The sequence below is a fragment of the Photobacterium proteolyticum genome (assembly GCF_001939735.1).
Taxonomy (GTDB): domain Bacteria; phylum Pseudomonadota; class Gammaproteobacteria; order Enterobacterales; family Vibrionaceae; genus Photobacterium; species Photobacterium proteolyticum.
Map to the genome: position 1 here is coordinate 180,317 of NZ_MJIL01000090.1, position 20,397 is coordinate 200,713.

At 48.0% G+C, this 20,397-nt stretch carries 15 protein-coding genes; 10 read left to right on the forward strand and 5 right to left on the reverse strand.

Annotation, left to right across the window (positions count from 1 at the left end):
• Nucleotides 1–151 precede the first annotated feature (151 nt).
• Nucleotides 152–1,456, forward strand: coding sequence for an anaerobic C4-dicarboxylate transporter (locus BIT28_RS20915; RefSeq protein ID WP_075766879.1), 1,305 nt, complete (start codon nt 152–154; stop codon nt 1,454–1,456).
• A gap of 84 nt (nt 1,457–1,540) precedes the next feature.
• Here BIT28_RS20915 and BIT28_RS20920 read toward each other — a convergent pair whose 3' ends face one another.
• The 4 genes from BIT28_RS20920 to BIT28_RS20935 all read right to left on the reverse strand — a co-directional run bounded on the left by BIT28_RS20920 (nt 1,541) and on the right by BIT28_RS20935 (nt 7,701).
• The gene (locus BIT28_RS20920) at nt 1,541–2,830 is read right to left on the reverse strand and encodes a dicarboxylate/amino acid:cation symporter (protein WP_075766880.1); all 1,290 of its coding nucleotides are present in this window, start codon (nt 2,828–2,830) and stop codon (nt 1,541–1,543) included.
• A 408-nt stretch (nt 2,831–3,238) separates the two neighbouring features.
• The gene (locus tag BIT28_RS20925) at nt 3,239–4,651 is read right to left on the reverse strand and encodes a sigma-54-dependent transcriptional regulator (protein WP_075766881.1); all 1,413 of its coding nucleotides are present in this window, start codon (nt 4,649–4,651) and stop codon (nt 3,239–3,241) included.
• Nucleotides 4,648–6,360 (reverse strand): transporter substrate-binding domain-containing protein, encoded by a 1,713-nt coding sequence (locus BIT28_RS20930; protein ID WP_083652018.1) that lies wholly within the window; start codon nt 6,358–6,360, stop codon nt 4,648–4,650. Before BIT28_RS20930 ends, BIT28_RS20925 begins: the two co-directional genes overlap by 4 nt.
• 222 nt (nt 6,361–6,582) lie before the next feature.
• Nucleotides 6,583–7,701: a M20 family metallopeptidase gene (locus tag BIT28_RS20935; protein ID WP_075766882.1), complete on the reverse strand. Its 1,119-nt coding sequence runs from the start codon at nt 7,699–7,701 to the stop codon at nt 6,583–6,585.
• 176 nt (nt 7,702–7,877) lie between these two features.
• On the opposite strand from BIT28_RS20935, the gene BIT28_RS20940 reads away from it, so the two are divergent.
• The 6 genes from BIT28_RS20940 to BIT28_RS20965 all read left to right on the forward strand — a co-directional run bounded on the left by BIT28_RS20940 (nt 7,878) and on the right by BIT28_RS20965 (nt 17,139).
• Complete coding sequence (locus BIT28_RS20940) at nt 7,878–8,891, forward strand: ATP-grasp domain-containing protein (protein WP_075766883.1); 1,014 nt, start codon at nt 7,878–7,880, stop codon at nt 8,889–8,891.
• The gene (locus tag BIT28_RS20945; RefSeq protein ID WP_075766884.1) at nt 8,888–10,378 is read left to right on the forward strand and encodes an ATP-grasp domain-containing protein; all 1,491 of its coding nucleotides are present in this window, start codon (nt 8,888–8,890) and stop codon (nt 10,376–10,378) included. Before BIT28_RS20940 ends, BIT28_RS20945 begins: the two co-directional genes overlap by 4 nt.
• A gap of 9 nt (nt 10,379–10,387) precedes the next feature.
• Nucleotides 10,388–13,045, forward strand: coding sequence for a M14 family zinc carboxypeptidase (locus BIT28_RS20950; protein WP_075766885.1), 2,658 nt, complete (start codon nt 10,388–10,390; stop codon nt 13,043–13,045).
• A gap of 592 nt (nt 13,046–13,637) precedes the next feature.
• Nucleotides 13,638–15,518 carry a methyl-accepting chemotaxis protein gene (locus BIT28_RS20955; RefSeq protein ID WP_175577575.1) on the forward strand — a complete coding sequence of 627 codons (1,881 nt, stop codon included), beginning with the start codon at nt 13,638–13,640 and terminating at the stop codon, nt 15,516–15,518.
• A gap of 216 nt (nt 15,519–15,734) precedes the next feature.
• Nucleotides 15,735–16,376 carry an ABC transporter ATP-binding protein gene (locus BIT28_RS20960; RefSeq protein ID WP_075766887.1) on the forward strand — a complete coding sequence of 214 codons (642 nt, stop codon included), beginning with the start codon at nt 15,735–15,737 and terminating at the stop codon, nt 16,374–16,376.
• Nucleotides 16,369–17,139 (forward strand): ABC transporter permease, encoded by a 771-nt coding sequence (locus tag BIT28_RS20965; protein WP_075766888.1) that lies wholly within the window; start codon nt 16,369–16,371, stop codon nt 17,137–17,139. Before BIT28_RS20960 ends, BIT28_RS20965 begins: the two co-directional genes overlap by 8 nt.
• Before the next feature lie 347 nt (nt 17,140–17,486).
• Here BIT28_RS20965 and BIT28_RS20970 read toward each other — a convergent pair whose 3' ends face one another.
• The gene (locus BIT28_RS20970) at nt 17,487–17,942 is read right to left on the reverse strand and encodes a tetratricopeptide repeat protein (protein WP_075766889.1); all 456 of its coding nucleotides are present in this window, start codon (nt 17,940–17,942) and stop codon (nt 17,487–17,489) included.
• 285 nt (nt 17,943–18,227) lie between these two features.
• Between BIT28_RS20970 and BIT28_RS20975 the strand changes: the two genes are divergently transcribed.
• Genes BIT28_RS20975 through BIT28_RS29675 form a run of 3 tightly spaced genes read left to right on the forward strand, consistent with a single transcriptional unit; the run spans nt 18,228 to nt 20,299 of the window.
• Nucleotides 18,228–19,235, forward strand: a complete 1,008-nt coding sequence (locus BIT28_RS20975; protein ID WP_075767018.1) for a phosphotransferase — start codon at nt 18,228–18,230, stop codon at nt 19,233–19,235.
• Nucleotides 19,219–20,166 (forward strand): 3'(2'),5'-bisphosphate nucleotidase CysQ family protein, encoded by a 948-nt coding sequence (locus BIT28_RS20980; protein ID WP_245823814.1) that lies wholly within the window; start codon nt 19,219–19,221, stop codon nt 20,164–20,166. The genes BIT28_RS20975 and BIT28_RS20980 overlap by 17 nt, the downstream gene beginning before the upstream one ends.
• Nucleotides 20,138–20,299: a hypothetical protein gene (locus tag BIT28_RS29675; RefSeq protein WP_175577576.1), complete on the forward strand. Its 162-nt coding sequence runs from the start codon at nt 20,138–20,140 to the stop codon at nt 20,297–20,299. The genes BIT28_RS20980 and BIT28_RS29675 overlap by 29 nt, the downstream gene beginning before the upstream one ends.
• The last annotated feature ends 98 nt before the right edge of the window (nt 20,300–20,397 follow it).

The following is a 20,397-nucleotide window of genomic DNA, read 5'->3' on the forward strand; positions in this document are numbered from 1 at the left end:
GTCGTTATCAATAATTTTATCTTTATAGGCTTGTTACTCATATCTCTATATGTATCAGCAATTGAAAGCTGACTGGAAGCGTATTGCTTGTTTCTTGATCAGGTTGGTTGAGAAACAAAAATAAATTATAAAACTAGAAAGAGGACTTACTATGCTGTTGTTGGAAATCATTCTCTTATTGGGATGTATTATTCTTGCTGCCCGGCTCGGCGGTATCGGCGTCGGATTGGCCGGTGGTGTCGGAATGGTGATTGCTGTCTATATTATGGGTTTGGCACCAGGCTCTATTCCTGTGTCTGTTATCTTAATCATTATGTCAGTTATTCTGGCCTTGTCTGTGATGCAGCAAGCTGGGGGGATGGGCTATATGGTGAAATGTGCAGAGAAGATGCTGCGCAATAATCCCAAATACATCAATATCCTTGCGCCAGCGACAACTTTTACCCTAACGACTCTTGCTGGAACGGGTTACACGGCAATGTCTGTATTGAACGTTATTCAGCAGGTTGCCAAAGATAATGGAGTGCGCCCAAGTCAGCCTCTGAGCTCGGCGGTTGTTGCCTCGCAAATTGCGATTACCGCTTCACCAATTTCCGGTGCAACAGCAGCTATGTATGTTGTTGTTGAGAAGATGGGTGTTAACTTCTTCGATGCCATTTGTGTGATTCTACCAGCAGCCCTTGTGGGTTCGGCAGTTGCTGCCTTTGTCGCAAGCAAGCAGGGTGTGGAACTGGCCGAGGATCCGATTTATCAGGAGCGCGTCAAGAAAGGCCTGGTCAACTTTAGCTCAGAAGAAGATAAAGATGCTGAGCCAACGCCTGAAGCAAAACGTTCTGTAATGCTATTTTTGGGTGGCGTGATCTTCATTGTTGCTATGCTGATGTTCAAATCGGTTATTGGCCATACACTAGGCTCTAAAGATATTATTGTTATCACCATGCTGTTTATCTCATTCGTGATGGCAATGACCTGTAAGGTACAGCTGACGGATATCAAGCATGCGCCAATTTTCCGAGACGGCGCAGAATCACTGATTGTTATCCTGGGTATTGTATGGCTGAGCTCGACGATCATCGGTGCCCATATCGGTGAAATTAAAGACGTGGCTGGTAGTGTGCTAAACCAGTATCCGGCTCTGTTGTCAGTTGTCTTCTTCGGTACCAGTGCCTTGTTGTTTAGCCAGGGCGCAACCAGTGCGCTGCTAGTACCGATTGCTGCTACGCTAGGTGTCGATGCTGGAACTATCTTGGCGAGCTTTGTTGCCGTCAGTGCGCTGTATATGACTAACATCTACCCGACGACGGCGTTTGCTATCGCAACCGATGATACTGGCTCATTCTTGAGCAGTAAGTGGAACGGCTCACTGATCGTCAACCACCCATTCTTCCTGCCGGGCATGCTTGGCATTATTAGTGCTGTACCTGTTGGCTTCTTCCTGTCAGGGATTTTCATCTAATAATTATCATGGCGGTAAATCGATAGAAAAAGGCCAGGTATTCTTTACCTGGCCTTTGCTTTTGTATCGCTGAGTTAGCGGGATTTACGCTGCCTCTTCGCTAGTGCGGCCATAGACCTCACCTGTGTTGTTATACACTTCGGTGTCCAGCTCGTTTTCGCTACGGCCAACTAAGATAGATACCATCAAGTCGCCGCATACATTCACACTGGTACGTGCCATATCAAGGATACGGTCGATACCGGCAATAATCGCCAGTCCTTCCATTGGCAGGCCAACGGTGGTCAGAACCAGTGACAGCATGATAAGACCCGCACCCGGTACACCAGCCGTACCGATAGACGCTAGCGTAGCAGTCAAAATGATGGTCAGGTAGTCGGCAAACGCAAGATCAATCCCGAATGCCTGCGCAACAAACAGTGCAGCAACACCCTGGTAAAGCGCCGTACCATCCATATTGATGGTTGCACCCAAAGGCAGAACAAAGCTTGAAATCCCTTTTGAGACACCCATTTCTTCACGTGCACACTTGATCGTTGCAGGCAAAGTACCTGAACTGCTCGTGGTGGTGAACGCTACGGCTGCCGGGTTAACAAGCCCCTTGATATAAGGAATTGGATTTAGGCGACCAACGAACTTGATAACACCAGAGTAGAACACCAGTACGTGCAGCAGGCTGCCAATATAGGCAACGGCAATTACTTTAAATAGTGGCAGCAGAATATCCAGACCGTACTTACCGGCAACCCAAGCCATCAGACCGAAGATACCGTAAGGCGCCAGCTTCATAACAAGCTCAGTCAGCTTGTACATTGCTTCGGCAAGGCTGTCGAACACGGCAATAGCAGGCTTGGCCTTTTCGCCACACAGGTTTAAAGCGACACCCAGACCAAGAGCGAAGACAATGATTTGCAGAATGTTACCGGCTGCCAGTGCGCTGATAGGGTTTTTTGGAACCAGATTAAGAATGGTTTGCACTAGCGTCGGAGCTTCCTTGGCTTCTGAGGCCGCAGCGGTTGCAGCCATGTTCAGGCCTTCGCCAGGAGTCAGCAATGTTGCCAGGCCCAGACCGATACTGATAGCTACAGCAGTCGTTCCGAGATAAATGGCGACAGATTTGACGCCGATACGGCCCATTTTACGGGTATCCTGCATTGACGTCACACCGACGACGAGCGAGCAGAAAACCAGAGGGACAATCAGCATTTTGATGGCGTTGATAAACAGAGTACCGATAGGCTTGAGTACTTCTGCATCAGGTCCGAGAATGCTTCCCGCAATGACACCCAGTACCATACCGACCAGAATTTTTTTCCACAGGGCCAGGTTGCCCCAAAAGCCAGCCTGGCTTTTCTTCACTTGTGCTTGTTCCATGTTAGTTCCTTGTCCGTTGCTTATCGACTACCGGTTCTCTGTAGCCAGATAGCCGGTAACACTGAAGTCAGGTAACACCCTGTATCTTCTTGTATGTAATACATTAATAAGCGGCTAAGTGGGCGTTTCCCACTGTACCTGGAGTTATATAAAGCAAGCAGAGTGCCAGTTTTGGATTTATCCACTATCCTTATGTTTTAAAAGAGAAAAGTAGAATATTAAAGGGGTGGGCGCTTGGTGGAAGGGGTATAACCAAAGGAATAAGTTACCGATGTAAAATTGATGTTATTCATTTGTGATCAGTAACTTATCCTATAAGACAGAGGTTATAACTTTTCTTTTGGTTATAGGGGTTTAGAAGCCCCGTTTTTAGTGCTTGGCTCTTGGTTAATGATTCTTGGCTATGGGTTATTGAGACTGGGCCTTCTTTAGTCGTTTGCTCAGGGCAGGTTGTGAGATCCCCAGTAACTTGGAGGCCAGAGACTGATTGCCCTGTGCGCGAAGCATGGCTTCGTTGACGAGGAGATCCCCCACCTCCTGTAGCGTGGGTAGCGGCCGCTCCGGGTTGAAAAGCATATGCTCGGCCAGATCTTCCGGCTCGGGTGCTGTGATCTCTCGGTCCAATACCTGCCGAAAAACGTCCATCGATAGCATGTGCGAGCGATGCTGGCTCATCGCATCATAGGCGAGTGCCCGTAATTCGCGGATATTACCGGGGAAGGCATAGTTGGCCAGCAGAACCGGCAGCTCTTTGGGGATAGTTGGTTTGTTCTTCCCGAGTTCATCCGCAGCCTCCTGGAGAAAGTGCTCCAACAGTAGCGGAATATCCGTGCTGCGCTGGCGTAGCGGCGGGATATCGACGCGGTGAGTTTTTAGACGGTAGAAAAGATCTTTGCGAAAATCGCCTTCTTTTTGTTTCTGTGCCAAATCCTGATGGGTTGCAACAATTACACGTGCCCGAAGCCGTTTCGGTCTGTCGCTGCCCAGCGGATAGTACTCACCTTCCTGTAACAGGCGCAGCAGCTTCACTTGCGATGCCTGGCTTAAATCGCCGATTTCATCCAGAAACAGCGTCCCGCCAGCGGCCTGTTCGATCAGTCCGGCACGCGCCTTGTCCGCACCGGTAAATGCGCCGCGGTGGTGACCAAAAAGGGTATCGGCAAACACGTTGTCATCCAGTCCGGCGACATTGACACTGATCAGTGAGCCGGAGCGATCGCTGAGGGTGTGGATAGCTCTGGCTATCAGCTCTTTGCCGACGCCGCTTTCTCCGCAGATCATGACTGGCTGGCTGCTGGGCGCAACGGATTCAAGATACTGAAATACCGATCGCATGCCTTTGTCTTCGGTGATGATCGACGAAAAGGCCTCTGGCCGCTCCAGGGTGTCGGTAAGGAAGCGACGACGCATCTCCTGATTCTCAAGACGCATTTCCTGCATCAGGATGGCGCGCTTGATCCCCTCGATAAGCCTATCTTCTTCTGTGGTCTTGACGAAGTAGTCGTAGGCACCCAGCCGGATGCAGTTCACCGCAGTTTCCAGTTGATTTAGGCCGCTTATGATAATAACGCCGATTTCCGGATACTCTTCGACAATTTGCTGGAGCAGGACTTCGCCGGAGACATTGGGCATCGTCAGGTCCAGCAGCACTAGGCCGATATTCTCCCGGGCGATGATATCCATGACTTCCCGGCTGTCCTGGCATTGGAAAATGTGGTTGATGCCGCCCCGTCGTTCCAGAACAATGCTGAGACTGCGGAGAAAGGCCGCCTCATCATCAACCAGCAAGACGCCAAAACTAGGGTAGCGATTAATATTCATGAAGATGTTGTTCCTTTAATGGCGGGTAGCGAAAGGGTTACACAGGTTCCCTGAGCGAGTTTGGAATCGTAGGCCAGGGTACCACCATGCTCCTGAACAATACTGAAGGAGACGGAGAGCCCCAGTCCGGTACCGCCCTGTTCCCGTTTGGTGGTAAAGAAAGGATCGCTCAGGTGAGGCAAGTGCTCGGGCGCAATGCCGTGTCCTTGGTCGCATACTTCAAATTTAAGCATATTGTCATGTGCCAGGTAGAAAGTGCGGACAGAAATACCATCGTTCGGGCTTTCCAGTGCCTGACAGGCATTGATGATCAAGTTGATCACGACCTGCTCGATACGCTGGGCATTGCCTTCAAAGCATGGCAGGTTTTCGGTGTACTCAACCTTAAAGTGCCGGGTCGACTTGGAAATAGTATTGTCGACCAGGCGAATGGCTGTGGCGACAACATCATTTAGAACGACAGTTTCACTTAGTTCGGTCGGCTCCTGGCGGGCAAAATCCCGGAGATCATCGACAATCCTGCGGATCCTGTGAGTGCCGGTCAGCATGTCGTCAAGCATTGGCGGGATCTCGTCGCGCATCCGGCTGTATGCCAGGCCACCGATAAGAAAATCACCATGTTCCTGATAATGGGCTTCCAGGATATCTTCGGCATCCTGGTAGACATCTTTGAGGATCGGCAGATTGAGCAACAGCAGGCTGCTGGGGTTGTTGATTTCGTGGGCGACGCCAGAGACCAGTATCCCGAGAGAAGTCATCTTGTCGGCCTGAATTAACTGTTGTTGTTGCAGTTGTTGCTCCTGAGTACGCCTTGCGACTTCCCGGCTCAGGGCCCGGTTCCAGAACATGATAATACTGAGGATCAACAGCAGCAGCGTCGAGACAAAAGCGGCGGCCAAGCCAAGATTTTTCCAGCCCATGCCCTGATCTTCTAACGGCCCCAGCCATTTGTCGTACAGAGCCTGTTGCCGACCGGTATTTTTGAGGATAGCCAGCCCTTCGCTGAACTGGGCAAGCAGATCTTGTTTGCCCTTTAGTACGGAATACCCGTAGAGCTGGGCACCGAAAGGTTTACCTGCCGGGATGATGTTGGAGAGCTCGAGCACCTTGCCGGTGTATAGGCCGGGAAGGTTGGCAACTAGCGCGTAATCATGCTTTCCTGAAGCCAGTAGCCTCAGGGCGTCGGCATGGGTATCAACCAGCACCAATTTGGCCCCGACTTTATTCTGTAACAGGTAATCATGCATGATGCCACCGCTTTGTACGATGACCTCTCTGTCCTTCAGTTCGGTGAGCTCAGAAATTGTCGGCAAGCCTTTACGGGTGAAAACGGACTGGTGGATAACCGCATGCGGCGGCGAGAAGTCATAGCCTTTGGCACGTTCCTTGGAGAACACCATTCCCTGCAAGGCGTCAATTTCACCGGTCTCTAGTTGGTGACGCATTTCGTCCCAGCCGCCGAGTTGGATATCGACGTTGATCCCCATGACCTCGGCAATAGCCAGTGTCAGTTCGGTATTATAGCCGTCCGGCTCGCCTTTCTCGTTGAGAAACTCGTAGGGCGGGTAGTTATGATCGCCACCAACCCGGATTGTCTCGCCATGTCCGGCCGCCTCGGCAGAAAAGGGAAAGATGCCGATCAAAAAAGCAATGCTCGTCAGAAAGATGCCGGTCAGGGGGCTTTTTGCCTTGGGGAAGGTGAAAATCATACTGTTGTCCTTAAGTGCTGAAGGTCTAGTTGCCTGAATGTGCCGTCAGCACCGAGCTAACCCGCTTGTTCCGTGGTGGCTTTGTTATTGATATTTTATATATTTGTAGCGAATAGCCAAGTGATATAACTACAACTAATGATAGCGCCTTCAATGAGGTTGAGGGCGCTATACGAACGAGTCAGTGAGCTCGGGTAGAAATGTCGGGGGAGGAGGCCGTTACTATGAGTTCATAGTGCTTTGTTTGGGGCTATAATGGCGAATTATTGCGGTAACTTCTTCGATACGGCGGCAAAAACTGCGCTTGGAGGCGCGTTCGAACTCTGTATGGTCACCGTCGCCATAAGGACCGAAACCATCGAGTGTCGGTAGTCCGGCTCCGGAAGTGACATTGGCATCACTGACACCACCACGTTGCTCGGTCTTGAGCGGATATCCCAGCAACTGGGAGAGTTTATCAATGAGAGCCTGCTGTTCAGTGGATGGCGTCATGACATCTCGCTGAAGGCCGCCGCTCAAGTTAGCATTTACTCCCTCAATACCGTGCTGGTGGATTAGTGTGGGGATAGCGTCGAGTACACGTCGTTGCTCGTCGGCCTGGGTGAAACGTGCTTCGACCATTAACTGGGCATGTGGCGAGATAGTGTTGGCACTGATCCCGCCTTTGATTTTGCCGACGTTGATAGTGGTTCCTTGCTCGAGGCTGGTCAGCTCCGTCATGGCGATGAGCAGCCTGGCTGCTGCGAGGTTGGCATTTTTGCCCTGGCTGTATTGGTTACCGGCATGAGCGGCAACACCGTTAAGCTCGACGCAATAGGTTGCGACGCCTTTTCGCCCGTTGACGACTTCATGATCCTCGCCTGCGGCTTCAAAGTCCAGGCAGGCATCATACCTGGTGGCAATCTCTCGGGTGATGGCCTTGCTGTCGTCACTGCCGGTCTCCTCGTCACTGACCAGTAGAAAGTCGATGTTGCAAAGCTGGCCGTGTTCGGCAAATACATTGCGCAGTGCAGACAGGGCGACAAAGTTGCCCCCTTTCATATCACAGCTGCCGGGGCCGTAAATCCACTCTTCGTTTTCTCTGAAACCTTCGAAGGAATGTGGCGGGAAAACCGTATCTAAATGTCCTAAGAGAAGCAGCTTTGGCAGCCCGTTTACTTTTGTGCTGCTAAATAGCAAATGGTTACCGATGTTTTCCCGGTAATAGACAGTGGTGGTCATTCCCAGAGCTTCCAGCCAAGCCTGCATCATTCTGCCATTCGCATCGACACCTTGTTTGTTTTGCGTCCATGAGTTCTCTTCTATCAACGCTTTGAGATCAGCGTAATTGATACCTTTCACAACTTGATTCCTTCCTCAGATTTAGCGAACTGCAGAATTCTCGCAGAGAATTTCCACCTGGCTCACTGTTATCAGCAATATGCGACACTATGATATGAAACCATATTACTACCTTGTTGTAATCTTTCTGTGCTCTAGTGGCATATTTTGAGGTTTGAATGATTAAGGAGAAAATCATGGCCCCTCCCCGTGTTGGTTTGTGGATGTATCAGAATTCAGGTGGAACAGACATTGAGCGCAAGATTGTTGCTCAGCTAAATGAAAGGAATATAGAGGCAATTACCGGGCTTGACCTGGGCGAGGCCTCGGCGCACAACGGCAGTATTTTTTGCAATGGTCACATGATGGATGAGCTGGACCTGTTCTTTTCTTATAACGCTGGTCAGCAGACGCCTTATCAGGTGTATTTGTACCAGACCCTGAGCAGCATGGTCCCGACTATCAATAACTATGCAGCGTTTGAACTGACAGAAGATAAGTTCCGAACGGCGCATTTGTTGAAGAAACACGGCATTCCTACCTCAGACTATATTGTCTGTAACAAAAACAATATCGAACAACTCAGGGAGCACCTGCGGTTCTGGCAGGGTAAGGCTATCTGCAAGCCGGTGAACGGCTGGGGGGGGAATGGGATCATTAAGCTCGAGAGCGAACGTGATCTTGACTTGATCCACCCATATATCACCAAGCAAAGCTCGCCGCAGTTCTATATCGAGCGGGTGATTGAAAATGACTTTACTGACTACCGGATAGATATTGTCGATAACAAGTTTGTGGCCTGCTACGGCCGCAAGGCAGCATCGGGAAGCTGGAAAACCAATGTGACCAGCGGTGGCAGTGTGATTTGCCGCGAGCCAACCCCCGAGGTGATAGAACTGGCTTTGAAGGCCGCTAAAGTTACCGGTCTGGAAGTGGCTGGCGTCGACATTATTTATGACATTGAGCATCAGCAGTATGTGGTGCTGGAAGTGAACGGGATCCCGGCCTTCGCTACCCCGGATCAGGAAAAAGCCGGGCTCAATTTTAACGATACCAAGATTGCCTACTTGGTCGATCTTATTGAGCGGACTGTCTGCAAAGAAATGACCAAAAAAGACCAGCTCAGTGAACTGGATTCCGCCGTTGTTGATCTCGCTGCCCTTGATCTTGCCGCAACTTCAAGCCCTCTTGTTAAGGAAGAAATACTATGACCATGCCAGAGCAGTCTTTACCCAGGATTGGTATGCTTTATCTCGATCATGTTTTGCGTTTTTTCGATAAGTCTAACTTCAAGGGTTGGCCGGATAAGATTGAACAGGTGGTCTATCACTGGGGAAATGACAAACAGCGTTTCATCGATGAAGTAAAAAGGAAAAAAATTAATGTTCTGATCGGTAATGTGCCGGCGACTGCCTATGAAACATTCCGTGAGATTGCCCGCGCTTTGCCGGAGGTGAGGTTTATTCCGACGCTGGATAGCCAGTTCTGTAACAAGTCCAAGGAAAACGTCACGCACTTTTGCCACAAATACCAACTGCCGATCCCTAAAACCAAGATTTTTTATCAGGTTGAGGAGGCGCTGGCTTACATCAACGATACCCAGTATCCCAAGATTGTGAAGCGCTCATATGGCCCGTCGAATTACGGCGGTTATTTTGTCCATAAGATCGACAGTGCCGAAGAGGCGGTACGTCTGTTCTCCGAGAAGCGTTATTACCCCGCCTATATCCAGGACTTTGTCCCAATGAAGGCGGATATCCGGGTCATGCTGGTGGGCCATCAGCCAGTTTGTGCATTTTGGCGTCGGCCACCCGAGGGAGAGTGGCTGACCAATACCAGCCAGGGCGGTAGCATGGACTATCAGAATGTTCCCGAGGAAGTGTTGGAGCTCGCTGTTCGGGCATCGAAGGCAGCCAATGCTGAGTACTGGGCCTGCGATATCGCGGTAAGTACCGATGATGAATACACCATTTTGGAGTGTGCGACGGCCTTTGCTGCCTTCCCCTATATTCGTGACTGGATTGGTCAGTACCTGATGTGGCTACTGGCTCCACAGCGCTTCGACAAACCGTATTTTGCCCATAAAAACTGGGAAGAGCTGGGCAAGATTGATTCCTCGTTGCTACGTACGATGCGACATATTAGTTTCGGTCAGGCTAGTCATTCGACAGATACCGGTGAATATGCTCCCGCTGATGAGCAGTACTCTCTGCTAGAAACACGCCATGTTCGAGGCGAAGAGTGGCCGAGTGAGGCATGGAATTTCCAGGATATGCACCGGTTGTCCGGAGTCAACCCATACAACCGTAATGAGCATGGGGCAGTTGGCAACGGACAAACACAAACTCAAATCAATCAGCCAGACAGTTTTCTTGATACCGGCATTGAAGATCATCAAGAAGTTACTGTGGCAGATCATCACTCCTTACCTGGAGCGGTTTCTGAATCAAAGCTTGAAGTTCAGCCCGAGCCTGATGCCGGGCACCTACCTGAGCCTGAACAGCTTGTGGCCTTCTTTCAGAGTGTGAAAGGTATTGGCAACGTGTTGTCGCAGGAAATTGTCGATACGCTCGGTGTGAGCGGTGTGTTATATGCGCTTGAGCATGAACCGCAGCAGTTGACGGCGTTTAGAAACCTCAAGCAGAAGAAACTCGAGGCGATACTTCGGTGCTGGGAAGATCATGAGCTTGTCTGCTAGGGGGCGGCAATGAAAAAACAATACCTGTCTTATCAGGAGACGCTTGACTTCCTGACTCAGGCAATGGAAAGGTACCCCAACCTCATTCGGCTGGAAAGCATTGGGGAGACTCATGAAGGTCGGCCGATAATGATGGTGACGGTATCGCAGGATGTGGCGTACGCCCATCTCAAGCCGGCACTGCTGTATACCGGGACAATTCATGCTCGCGAGTGGATCGGTATCGAGCTGGCGGTGAATTTTGTTCAGTACCTGCTTGATAATTACCCCAGTAATCCGGATGTCGTCGAAGCGCTGACCCGTAACACGTTATACATGGTGCCTTGTCTCAATCCGGATGGTTTCGAGTATTCTCGCAAGCATTTCTCGTTTTGGCGCAAGAACCGGCGAGATAATGGCGATGGAACATTTGGAGTCGATCTGAACCGTAACTTTGGTATTAACTTCCGTCGCTCAAATGATACCCAGTCGAATATCTATGGTGGCCCCGGGCCATTCTCGGAACCTGAAACTCAGGCTATCAAACACTTTGTGGAGGCGCACAGGAACATTCGGATTGCGTTGGATTATCATTCACAGGGGAATGTGTTTTTTCCTGCACACAAGTTTAACCATGAAGCTGAAATTGAAGGGACAGACTTAAACATTCTGTGTGCCAATATGGCTCAGGAAATATATAAGGTCACACAACGTCAGTACGGTATTCATCGCGGCAAGCCACCGGCTAACCTGATCCATGGTAGCGGACGTGAGTATTATTATGATCGCGGGATATTGTCGGCCGTGGTGGAAGTCGGCAGCAGGAATATTCCCGATTATCTGATTAACATGTCGCAGAGTGTGGATGAAAATATCCCGGCTTTATTGTATGCACTGGGTAATGCCATTAATTACTCGGATTTGGCCCCAACTCGACCGGAAAACTTTACGGTCAGGGAGATAACGGCCAATCAGGCGATTCTGTGCTGGGATCATTCATCGGATGATGAAGGTTGCTATTATCAGGTATATCGCAGTGAGTCGCCGAAATATCATTGCACCCGGGAAAACTTAATTGCAATTACCTCGCAGAATGAATATATCGACAAGCAGTTAAAATCAGGCCATCGCTATTATTACAATTTGCGTAAAGTAAACCGGGTGAGCCGGATAAAATCGCCGTTTTCCCCCGAGGTAAAAATAAAGACCTGTTTGGAAAAAGATGAGTTCTCTTTTACGTTATTTCCCAAACCGGAGCAAATTGGTTATGTCGGTGAGCTGACTCAAAGCCATAATGCGGAACATTTTGGTCATAACTCTCTATTTATCGGGGTAAATAAGACCAAGGGAGTGTGCTACGGCGTCATTGCTTTTGATATGGACAGGATCCCGTCTGATGCCATTATCAAGAATGCAGTGTTCTCGCTGTATCCGATGAATCGGGTAGGGGCAAAAATTGAAAATTATGGCGAGTGGTCGGTATCGATTCTTAATCCGGATGACATCAGTGAATTATCTGCCTATGACGATATCCATCATGCGGCACCACTGCAGACGCTGGGTGATGCGATTGACTCTGATCAGCTGACTCAGGGAATTTGGAAAAGCTGGCGTTTTAGTGCTATGGAAAAACAGCTGGTACAGGATCAGCTTGAAAAGGGCCGGTTGCTGCTTCGACTGCAAGGTCCGGACAGTTTGCCGCTCGGCAACGATTCGCAAATGATGCAGTTTGATATTGGCTATGGTCGCTTTGGTGGCGGGATCCATTATCGTCCTTGCCTAGACCTTATTTATACTCGTCGCCCCTACCAGCTGGCGCTTGCGGCATCTGATTGCCATACCATCAGCCAGAATAAGCTACAGCAAGGGGAGTTACAGTGTGGGTTTGATTCTGAGGGTGATACGGTATTTGGTCAGGTGGCATTTTCGCTGTCTTGTATTAGCGATGAATCCGATATCGTGATCACTCAGGCTTATTTTGCCATTGAGAGTGAGTCCTTGAGTGGGGTATCACAGCCGATGCGGTTCACTGCAGAAATTGCCGAGCTGGATGATCTCGATTATTGCAGCGTCAAACATCGGGAAAAAATCGAGTATCTCGGTTACGAAGTTAGCAGCCAGGAGTTGGGGAAAACGCCACGCCAATTATTTATGTTTGATAGCTCAGCCAGACAGCACCTCGAGTCATTCCATCGAGACAAAAAAATGGTCAATCTGATCATTCGTGCCACGTCGGCATCGCGTCAAAAAGATGCGCTGGTTAACTGGCAGACAATCGACAGCGAGCAGCGCCCTCAGCTGGTGATTGAATATATAGAGCGGCGTAAGCAGGCACTTGAGGCGCCACAAGAGCTACAGGCAAGCTTGGAGAACGGATTGGTCAAATTAACATGGACCAATCCTGAACATGCCGATTTTGTCGGTTCGTATGTGGTTCGAAATAGTTTTCATCCACCACGTTCACCGTTTGATGGTGTGAAGCTTTATGCCGGCAAAGACAGTTATACCTTTGACAGGTTTGGTAATGCCAATTTGCCAAAATACTATTCGGTCTTTAGCTACGATAATGTGCCTAACTACTCGGTCCCTGCGTCGTTAAGGTTTAGTGCCGACGAGGTTATGCCTGTTGAGTATGATGAGTTTGAGCCGCAGGACGAGGTAGAAAAGCAGTACCGTGAGGGCGATTAATAGGGGATGTAGGTCGGTTGAAAAAGCCATTTACCAATAAGTGTAAGTGGCTTTTTTATTAAAAATATTGTGAAGGGTTATTATTGATAAAAGGTTGTAATGTGATATCTATATGAATTAAATAATGATCAATATCGATGCGATGTTATTAATTTGTAGTTGCGAGGTGTTGGTTTTATAACAGTGTAATAGTTATCTCTTATGTCATTTTGCTTATTTCTTTTAGATGTTAACTTACATTGTGTTACAGGTGAAATCTCCTGTTAATTTATTTTCACGGCCTATTCTTATTTGGTGTGTTAGGGAGTGTTGTATGTCTAATGAGAATTTCATAGGGCTTGATAGGTATGGGTTAAATTATAAACATGTTTACTAGGATAGATAAAAAATAGCGTCTAATGAAATTTTAAAATACATTGATATACTGTATACTATTCTGCCTTGATAATATGTGATGCATGCGAATAACCAATTCGTGTGCATTTTTTATTGCGCCATTACTTTCACTGCAACAAGGCTATTGATGTTTAATATCCAGAATTTAAAAGTAGGAACCAAGTTATCTTTTGGTTTCGGATTAATATTAATATTGATGTCATTCTTGACCATGAATGCATTTCTTGGTTTTACATCCCTAGAGAAGGATGTCGATACGGCGGATGATGTAAACCGGATGGTTAAATTCATTAAAGAAGCTCGTATTAACGAAAAAAATTATGTTATCAGAGGTACTGATAGTTCTGTTTCAGGGATCAACAAGGTTGTTAACGACCTCATCTCGCTGGCGGAAGAGAAGAAAAATAACGCTGACGAGCAGGATGACAAAGTGAACATGGATCGGATGATAGCAGCAACGAGAGCTTATCACCGTGAGTTCAATAACTACATGGATCTAAAGCTACGAGGACAGCAAGCATCTGAGGTCATGAGAGAGCGTGCCCGAGATGTTGATATGTTGCTAACGAGTGTCCGCCAGGATCATAAAACGGCGTATCAGGCATTGATAGCAGCGCAAGCTGAAGGCGAGCGCATTGCTCTGGAAATTGAAAAGGGTGACGATGCAAATCGCCTTATCAAATGGATGTTGGAGACCCGCCGTGCCGAAAAGAACTTCATGCTAACGTTGGATAATCAATATGCTACTCGGGTCGAGGAACATATTGCGGATATGACTCAGTTGATGAATGAGCTGAAAAATCGCTATCGCACAACAAAGCATAAAGAAATGGCTGATAAAGTACTGGAAAATGTCAGCCAGTATACCGTGTCGTTCAATAATTATGTGAATTACGCATCCAGCATGGAAAAGGCCAATGAAGCTATGCTGATAAATGCCCGTGAGGCCCAGTCGCTGGCTGATGAGATCCGTAAGATCCAGAAGACCCGTCTGGCTGATAATATTTGGACCATTGAAGCTACCAGTATTGTACTTGCCCTGTTCGGTATTATTGCCGGTCTTGTTGTCAGTGTGATTATTACCCGCCAGATAGTTCGTCCGCTGCATGAGGCGGTAGCGATGACCCAGAAGATCGCTGGAGGTGATTTGACTCTTGATATTCAGGCGAACAGAAAAGACGAGATCGGTGATTTATTTGTAGCTATCGGTACGATGAGCTGTCATTTGCAGCAAGTGATGGTTCGCCTCAATGACAGTATCAACCACATTGCGACAGCTTCAGAAGAGCTGTCGGCGGTGACGACGCAAACCAGTGCCGGGGTTAATGCGCAGAAATCGGATATAGAACAAGTTGCGACAGCAATGACCGAGATGAATGCGACTTCGCAAGAAGTTGCCAACCGAGCGAATTCTACCTCTGAAGCGGTCAAGCAGGCTAACCAACAAACACAAAAAGGTAATGAACTTGTGGCCGGTACGGTACAGGGGATGAACCAGTTGGCATCTGATGTGGAGAAATCGGCAGGTGTTATTCAGCAGGTTCGTGATGATAGCGAAAGTATTGCTTCGGTTCTCGATGTCATCAAAGGCATTGCCGATCAAACCAACTTGTTGGCATTGAATGCAGCTATTGAAGCTGCACGCGCAGGGGAGTTTGGCCGAGGCTTTGCTGTTGTCGCAGACGAAGTCCGCGCGCTGGCCCAGAAAACACAAGACTCGACCGTCGAGATTGAATCCATGATCACAACCCTGAAAACGGGGAGTGAATCAGCTGTCACTGAAATGGGCAATAGCCAGCAGCAAGTGCAGCAGATGGTCACAATGGCTGAAGATGTCAACCAGACCCTGGCGGCTATAACCGAAGAAGTGGCAACTATTACGGATATGAACCTGCAGATTGCCAATGCTGCCAAAGAGCAGAGTGATGTGGCAGAAGATGTAAATGTGCGGATCAATGCGATTCAGGATGTGTCTGATCAAACGGCTGCGGCTTCCGAGCAAACTTCTGCATCCAGTCAGGAACTTGCGAAACTGGGTGAAGAACTGCAGGCATTGATCACCCGCTTTAAGTTGTAAGAAATCTATATAAGCTGCGATGAGTTAATTGTTGCAGGTGATGATATATGAAGGCTTTAATGACAGTAATGTTGTTAAAGCCTTTTTTAATGCGGTTCTCTCTGGAGGAACGAAAGCATGAATCAAACTGGTTAGCTAGATGATTTTCATCAATTTGAATCATGGTTATTGAGTCTTTAGACTGCAAGGGTCGGGAGTCGTTTGGATGAAGAGTAGATGAAACAATCAATAAACAATGAATTGGCTATCAGTCATCTTGGCTCCGGTCTGGAAAGCTCCAGACATCATTACTTAACCCGAACACTGCACAAAGGCGATCATTTGGCTATATCTGGCCCGTCTGGCTGCGGGAAAACCAGTTTGTTGCAAGTACTTGCCGGATTGCGGCCTGCTTCTACCGGCAGCTTCAAGTGGCAAGGCAAGTTGGTGGATGCCGAGTCGCTTAGCTGGTGGCGACAGCAGTTTTGTTATCTGCCGCAACAACCTGTAATGGGGGCTGAAACCATTGGGGAAGTACTCCTTCTGCCTTGGTGTCTGAAAGCGATGAAATCACCTCTGCCGGATGAACAGCAATGCCTTGCCGCCCTGACAAAAGTTTCACTATCTCATCCATTAACCAAGATGGCCTCTCAGTTATCTGGTGGCGAGAAACAACGGCTGGCTATTGCCAGGGCACTGTTGATGTCACGTCCGGTATGGTTACTTGATGAACCGACATCAGCTCTCGATCCGGCTACTCGGGATAAGGTGATTGCCGTTCTCTCGGAGCAATCTCTGACGATGGTGTCTGTCTCACATGATCCAGCTTGGCTGCAAGCCTGTCAGTATCAGCATGCAATGGAGGCTAACCATGAATGAAGCATTGAATATAAGCAATCTGGCAATGGGCGGTTTCTATCTGCTGTTGTTGATCCCGTTATTATTGTTTCATCGCTGGCAGCTAGGCTTGGGTAGGGCAGTGGTTGTGGCCGCACTGCGAATGACATTACAGCTAGCCGTGGTTGGCTTGTATCTGCAAGCCTTGTTTGAGTTTCAAAATTTGGGGCTCAATGTGTTATGGCTAACGGTTATGATCGTGGTAGCCGGATACAGCATTTGTCGCCGGGCGGAAGTGAAACTGAAGGCTGTGATGCCGGCTGTGATTGCCGGACAAGTAGTGGCTCTGCTGGTTATACTGCCAGCGCTGCTGGCTGGTGTGATCCAGGCCGATCCCTGGTGGCAGGCGCAGTACATGATCCCGGTTGCCGGTATGTTGCTCGGAAACTGCCTGACGGCTAACGTGCTGGCGATTGAGCGCTGGTACAGTGGTCTAAAGGAAAAGCAAAACGAGTATCAGTTTTATATGGCGATGGGAGCACCAAACCCGGCACAGCCGTTTATTAAAACAGCGATAAAAACGGCCCTGGCACCTCAATTGGCCTCCATGACTACACTGGGTATTGTCAGCCTGCCGGGAATGATGACAGGCCAGATATTAGGCGGGACCGAGCCATTGCTGGCCGTTAAGTATCAGCTTGTGATCATGGTGGCGATCTTTATCTCGGCGACATTGTCTGCTGCAACCTCTCTGGCGGTAGTAAGCCGATATGCCTTTAACCGTTATGGCCAGCTGATTATCTGATCATAACGCTGCCTTTGTTACAGTTTTCGAAATGCTTCACGTAGTGCTGATAGAGAATGTTGGTATGCCTACAAAAAATAAATATTTGATCTATTAAGGTATTTATTGCTCTTTAATGAAGGTGTAAAAAAAGGAAGAGAGAGTGTTATTGGGCGCTGAAATAAAACAGTCAGGAGGTGGTGTTAGTATTGATGAAGTAGCTTGTTGAAATTAATGTAATATTCCCCTTGGGATGCGGGGAATATAATACGGTATTGATATACTTTTGTCGATTTTGAAGATAGCGCAGTGAATGTCTTTTTTTATTATTCCTGTTCTGTTTTTTATTGATTAATAACGAAAAGTGGTTAGATAGCATCGAGTAATAGTTTTGAGTCATCATTACCATTGAGGTAAGACTCATTTAACCAATAGGCGCCTTGTTCAATCTCTTCCTGGCTGTTTGCACTTAATAGCAGGCTGGCACCTAGTTCGTATTGAGCCTCAGAGTCGCCATTTAGCGCTGAACGCTCGAACAAAGCCTGAGCTCGATCCTCGTCTTTATCGCAGTGTTTGCCTTGCTGGTAAAGGGAGGCAAGATAGAGTTGTGCATAGCTATCATTGAACTTGTCACTGAGTTCTAGATAATATATTGCGTTATTATAATCACTTACGTTGAGATAATACTGATATAACAGTTCCGCGATATCAGAATTGTTTGTGGATGAATCTTTTAGCACTGCTAAGAAATCGTCAGAAACAGAAAGACTTGTTAATTTGTCTTCAATTTCATCGATAGTTAAATTAGTGGTATTGTTGGTCATAGCTAGCTCAAATATTAAATTGAGATATAAACGTAACAGATCAAAAAAAGATAATAAAATAATGCTACTTTTTGAAAACTGATATTAAATCAATATGCTAGTTTTTTCATTTTGTAATTTATTTGTGATTTCAGTTGCTTATTAAGTCGGAAAAATGCGGAGAAAATCACGGAAATCTAACTGTTTGCTGGTTTTTTGAACGATTGGGCCATCTTCTACATTGAAAAGGTGTTTTCATGCAGAATTTTGTACACTAGCCTGACAATCACTCTCATTGACGAAAACATGACTATATCTACAGGTATCTTGCACAAGGTTTCCCGGGTGACGGGAGCTAAGAGCATTGCTGACATTCAGCTTATCCAGCCGTTGTGGGGAGGGTACGGGGAGTTGTTTCGCGCGGCATTGAACAATAGTCAATATGAGTCGGTGATTGTTAAACATATCAAGTTGCCACAGCCTAAACACCACCCCAGAGGCTGGAATACCGAACTATCTCATCAACGTAAGTTGACTTCCTATCGGGTTGAGGTGAGCTGGTATCAGGGTTATGCCAATGTTTGTTCTAAGCAGTGCCCGGTACCCAAGAGCCTTTATGTCGAACAGCATGATAATGAAATACTTATCGTGCTTGAGGATCTGAAAACGCTCGGTTTTAGTGACGTTGTCAAAGAGGCGACGCAGGTTCAGGTAGAGGCTTGTCTTCGTTGGCTTGCTTATTTTCATGCCCAACATCTTGCTCAAGAGCCTCGCGGGTTATGGCAAAGCGGTACCTACTGGCATTTGGAGACACGACCTGACGAATTGGCGGCACTGGCTGATTTTCCGCTTAAGCAGGCGGCCGGAATCATCGATCAAGCGCTGAAACAGAGTCGTTATCAAACCTTGGTGCATGGTGATGCCAAACTGGCGAACTTCTGCTTTACACCCGAAGGTGATCGTGCGGCAGCCGTCGACTTTCAATATGTCGGCAAAGGGTGTGGTATGAAGGATGTTATCTTGTTTATAAGCAGCTGTATTCCTTTTGATGAGTGCGAAGATCGTGTTCCAAGCCTGCTTGATTACTATTTTGCTGAACTTCAACACGCTGTTGCCGAGTTGAAACCGAAGCTTGACCCGGCGCAGATTGAGCGGGAGTGGCGACCGTTATATTGTGTGGCCTGGGCGGACTTTCAACGCTTTGTCAAAGGCTGGTGCCCGGATCACTGGAAGATCAACGTCTATACCGAAGGCCTGACGCGGCAAGCCTTGGCGCAATTGGGTTCCAATGAGGTAAATGATGAAACTGTCTAATTCACAGCTAGAAAAACTCTTGGCGTTAGCGACCGAGGCTGCGCTTACCGCCGGGCGATACATAGCCACTTTTGATCGGTCGCAGTTGAAAGTTGATCATAAGGCGGCGGGTAACAGCTTGAGCTCACAGGTTGTCACCCAGGTCGATCTTCATAGCCAGACATTGATTCTTGATGTTCTCCAGCCGAGCATCGAGCAATATGATTTGGCTGTCCTTAGCGAAGAGAATGCCAGCGAGGACAATATTACTGAACATGCTCGGCGCCAAAAACATTATTTCTGGTGTATCGATCCGTTAGACGGCACATTGCCGTTCATTGAGGGCTCGGCGGGTTTTGCAGTATCTATCGCCCTGGTGAGCCAATCGGGTGATCCTGTTATCGGTGTGGTTCATAACCCGGCAACGGGTGATACGTATCAGGCACTGGTCTCTGACGATCATCCCGTTTTGCAGAAAAATGGCTTACCCTGGCATCCTGTGACGAAGCATCGCTGTGTTACTTTGTATATTGATCGTAGCTTTGAAGGTGATCCCCGCTACCAGACTTGCGTTGAACAAGTTGATCGCTTGATAAAGACCAAGGGCTATGATGGGCTGAAGATAGTGAATAGCTGTGGTGCGGTGATGAATGCGATTGGTGTGTTTGAGAATCCTCCCGCGTGTTACCTTAAACTACCTAAGGCTCAGAAAGGCGGGGGAAGCCTTTGGGACTTCAGTGCAACAGCAGCGATAGCTCAGTCTTCGCCAGCATTTTGGGCCAGTGATATAAACGGTCAGGCTCTGGATCTAAATCGTAGCGATTCTAATTTCATGAACCACAAAGGTGTGTTATATCTCCATGGTATCGAATGCGAGCCCTTCGTGTCAGAAGGTAACTTAATGCGATACAGCCCCGATCCCTGTGCACCAGACAATCATAGACAAAGCTGAGCTCGAAGAGCTCAAGACAAAAGCGGCGCTGTTTGATCAGCTAAAAGAAAACCAGCCTCTGGCAATTGCTCGTCAGATAGCAACCAATGCAGGTAATGTGAACAAGGCATCGACCAAAATCAGTATTTGTTAGTTCACTGAATTGCTTTCCTCACTAGATGGCTTACAACTAGTCAGGAGGTGCTTGAATGTAATTGGTTTAGGTTCAAGCACCAGTATTCCCTTCAACGA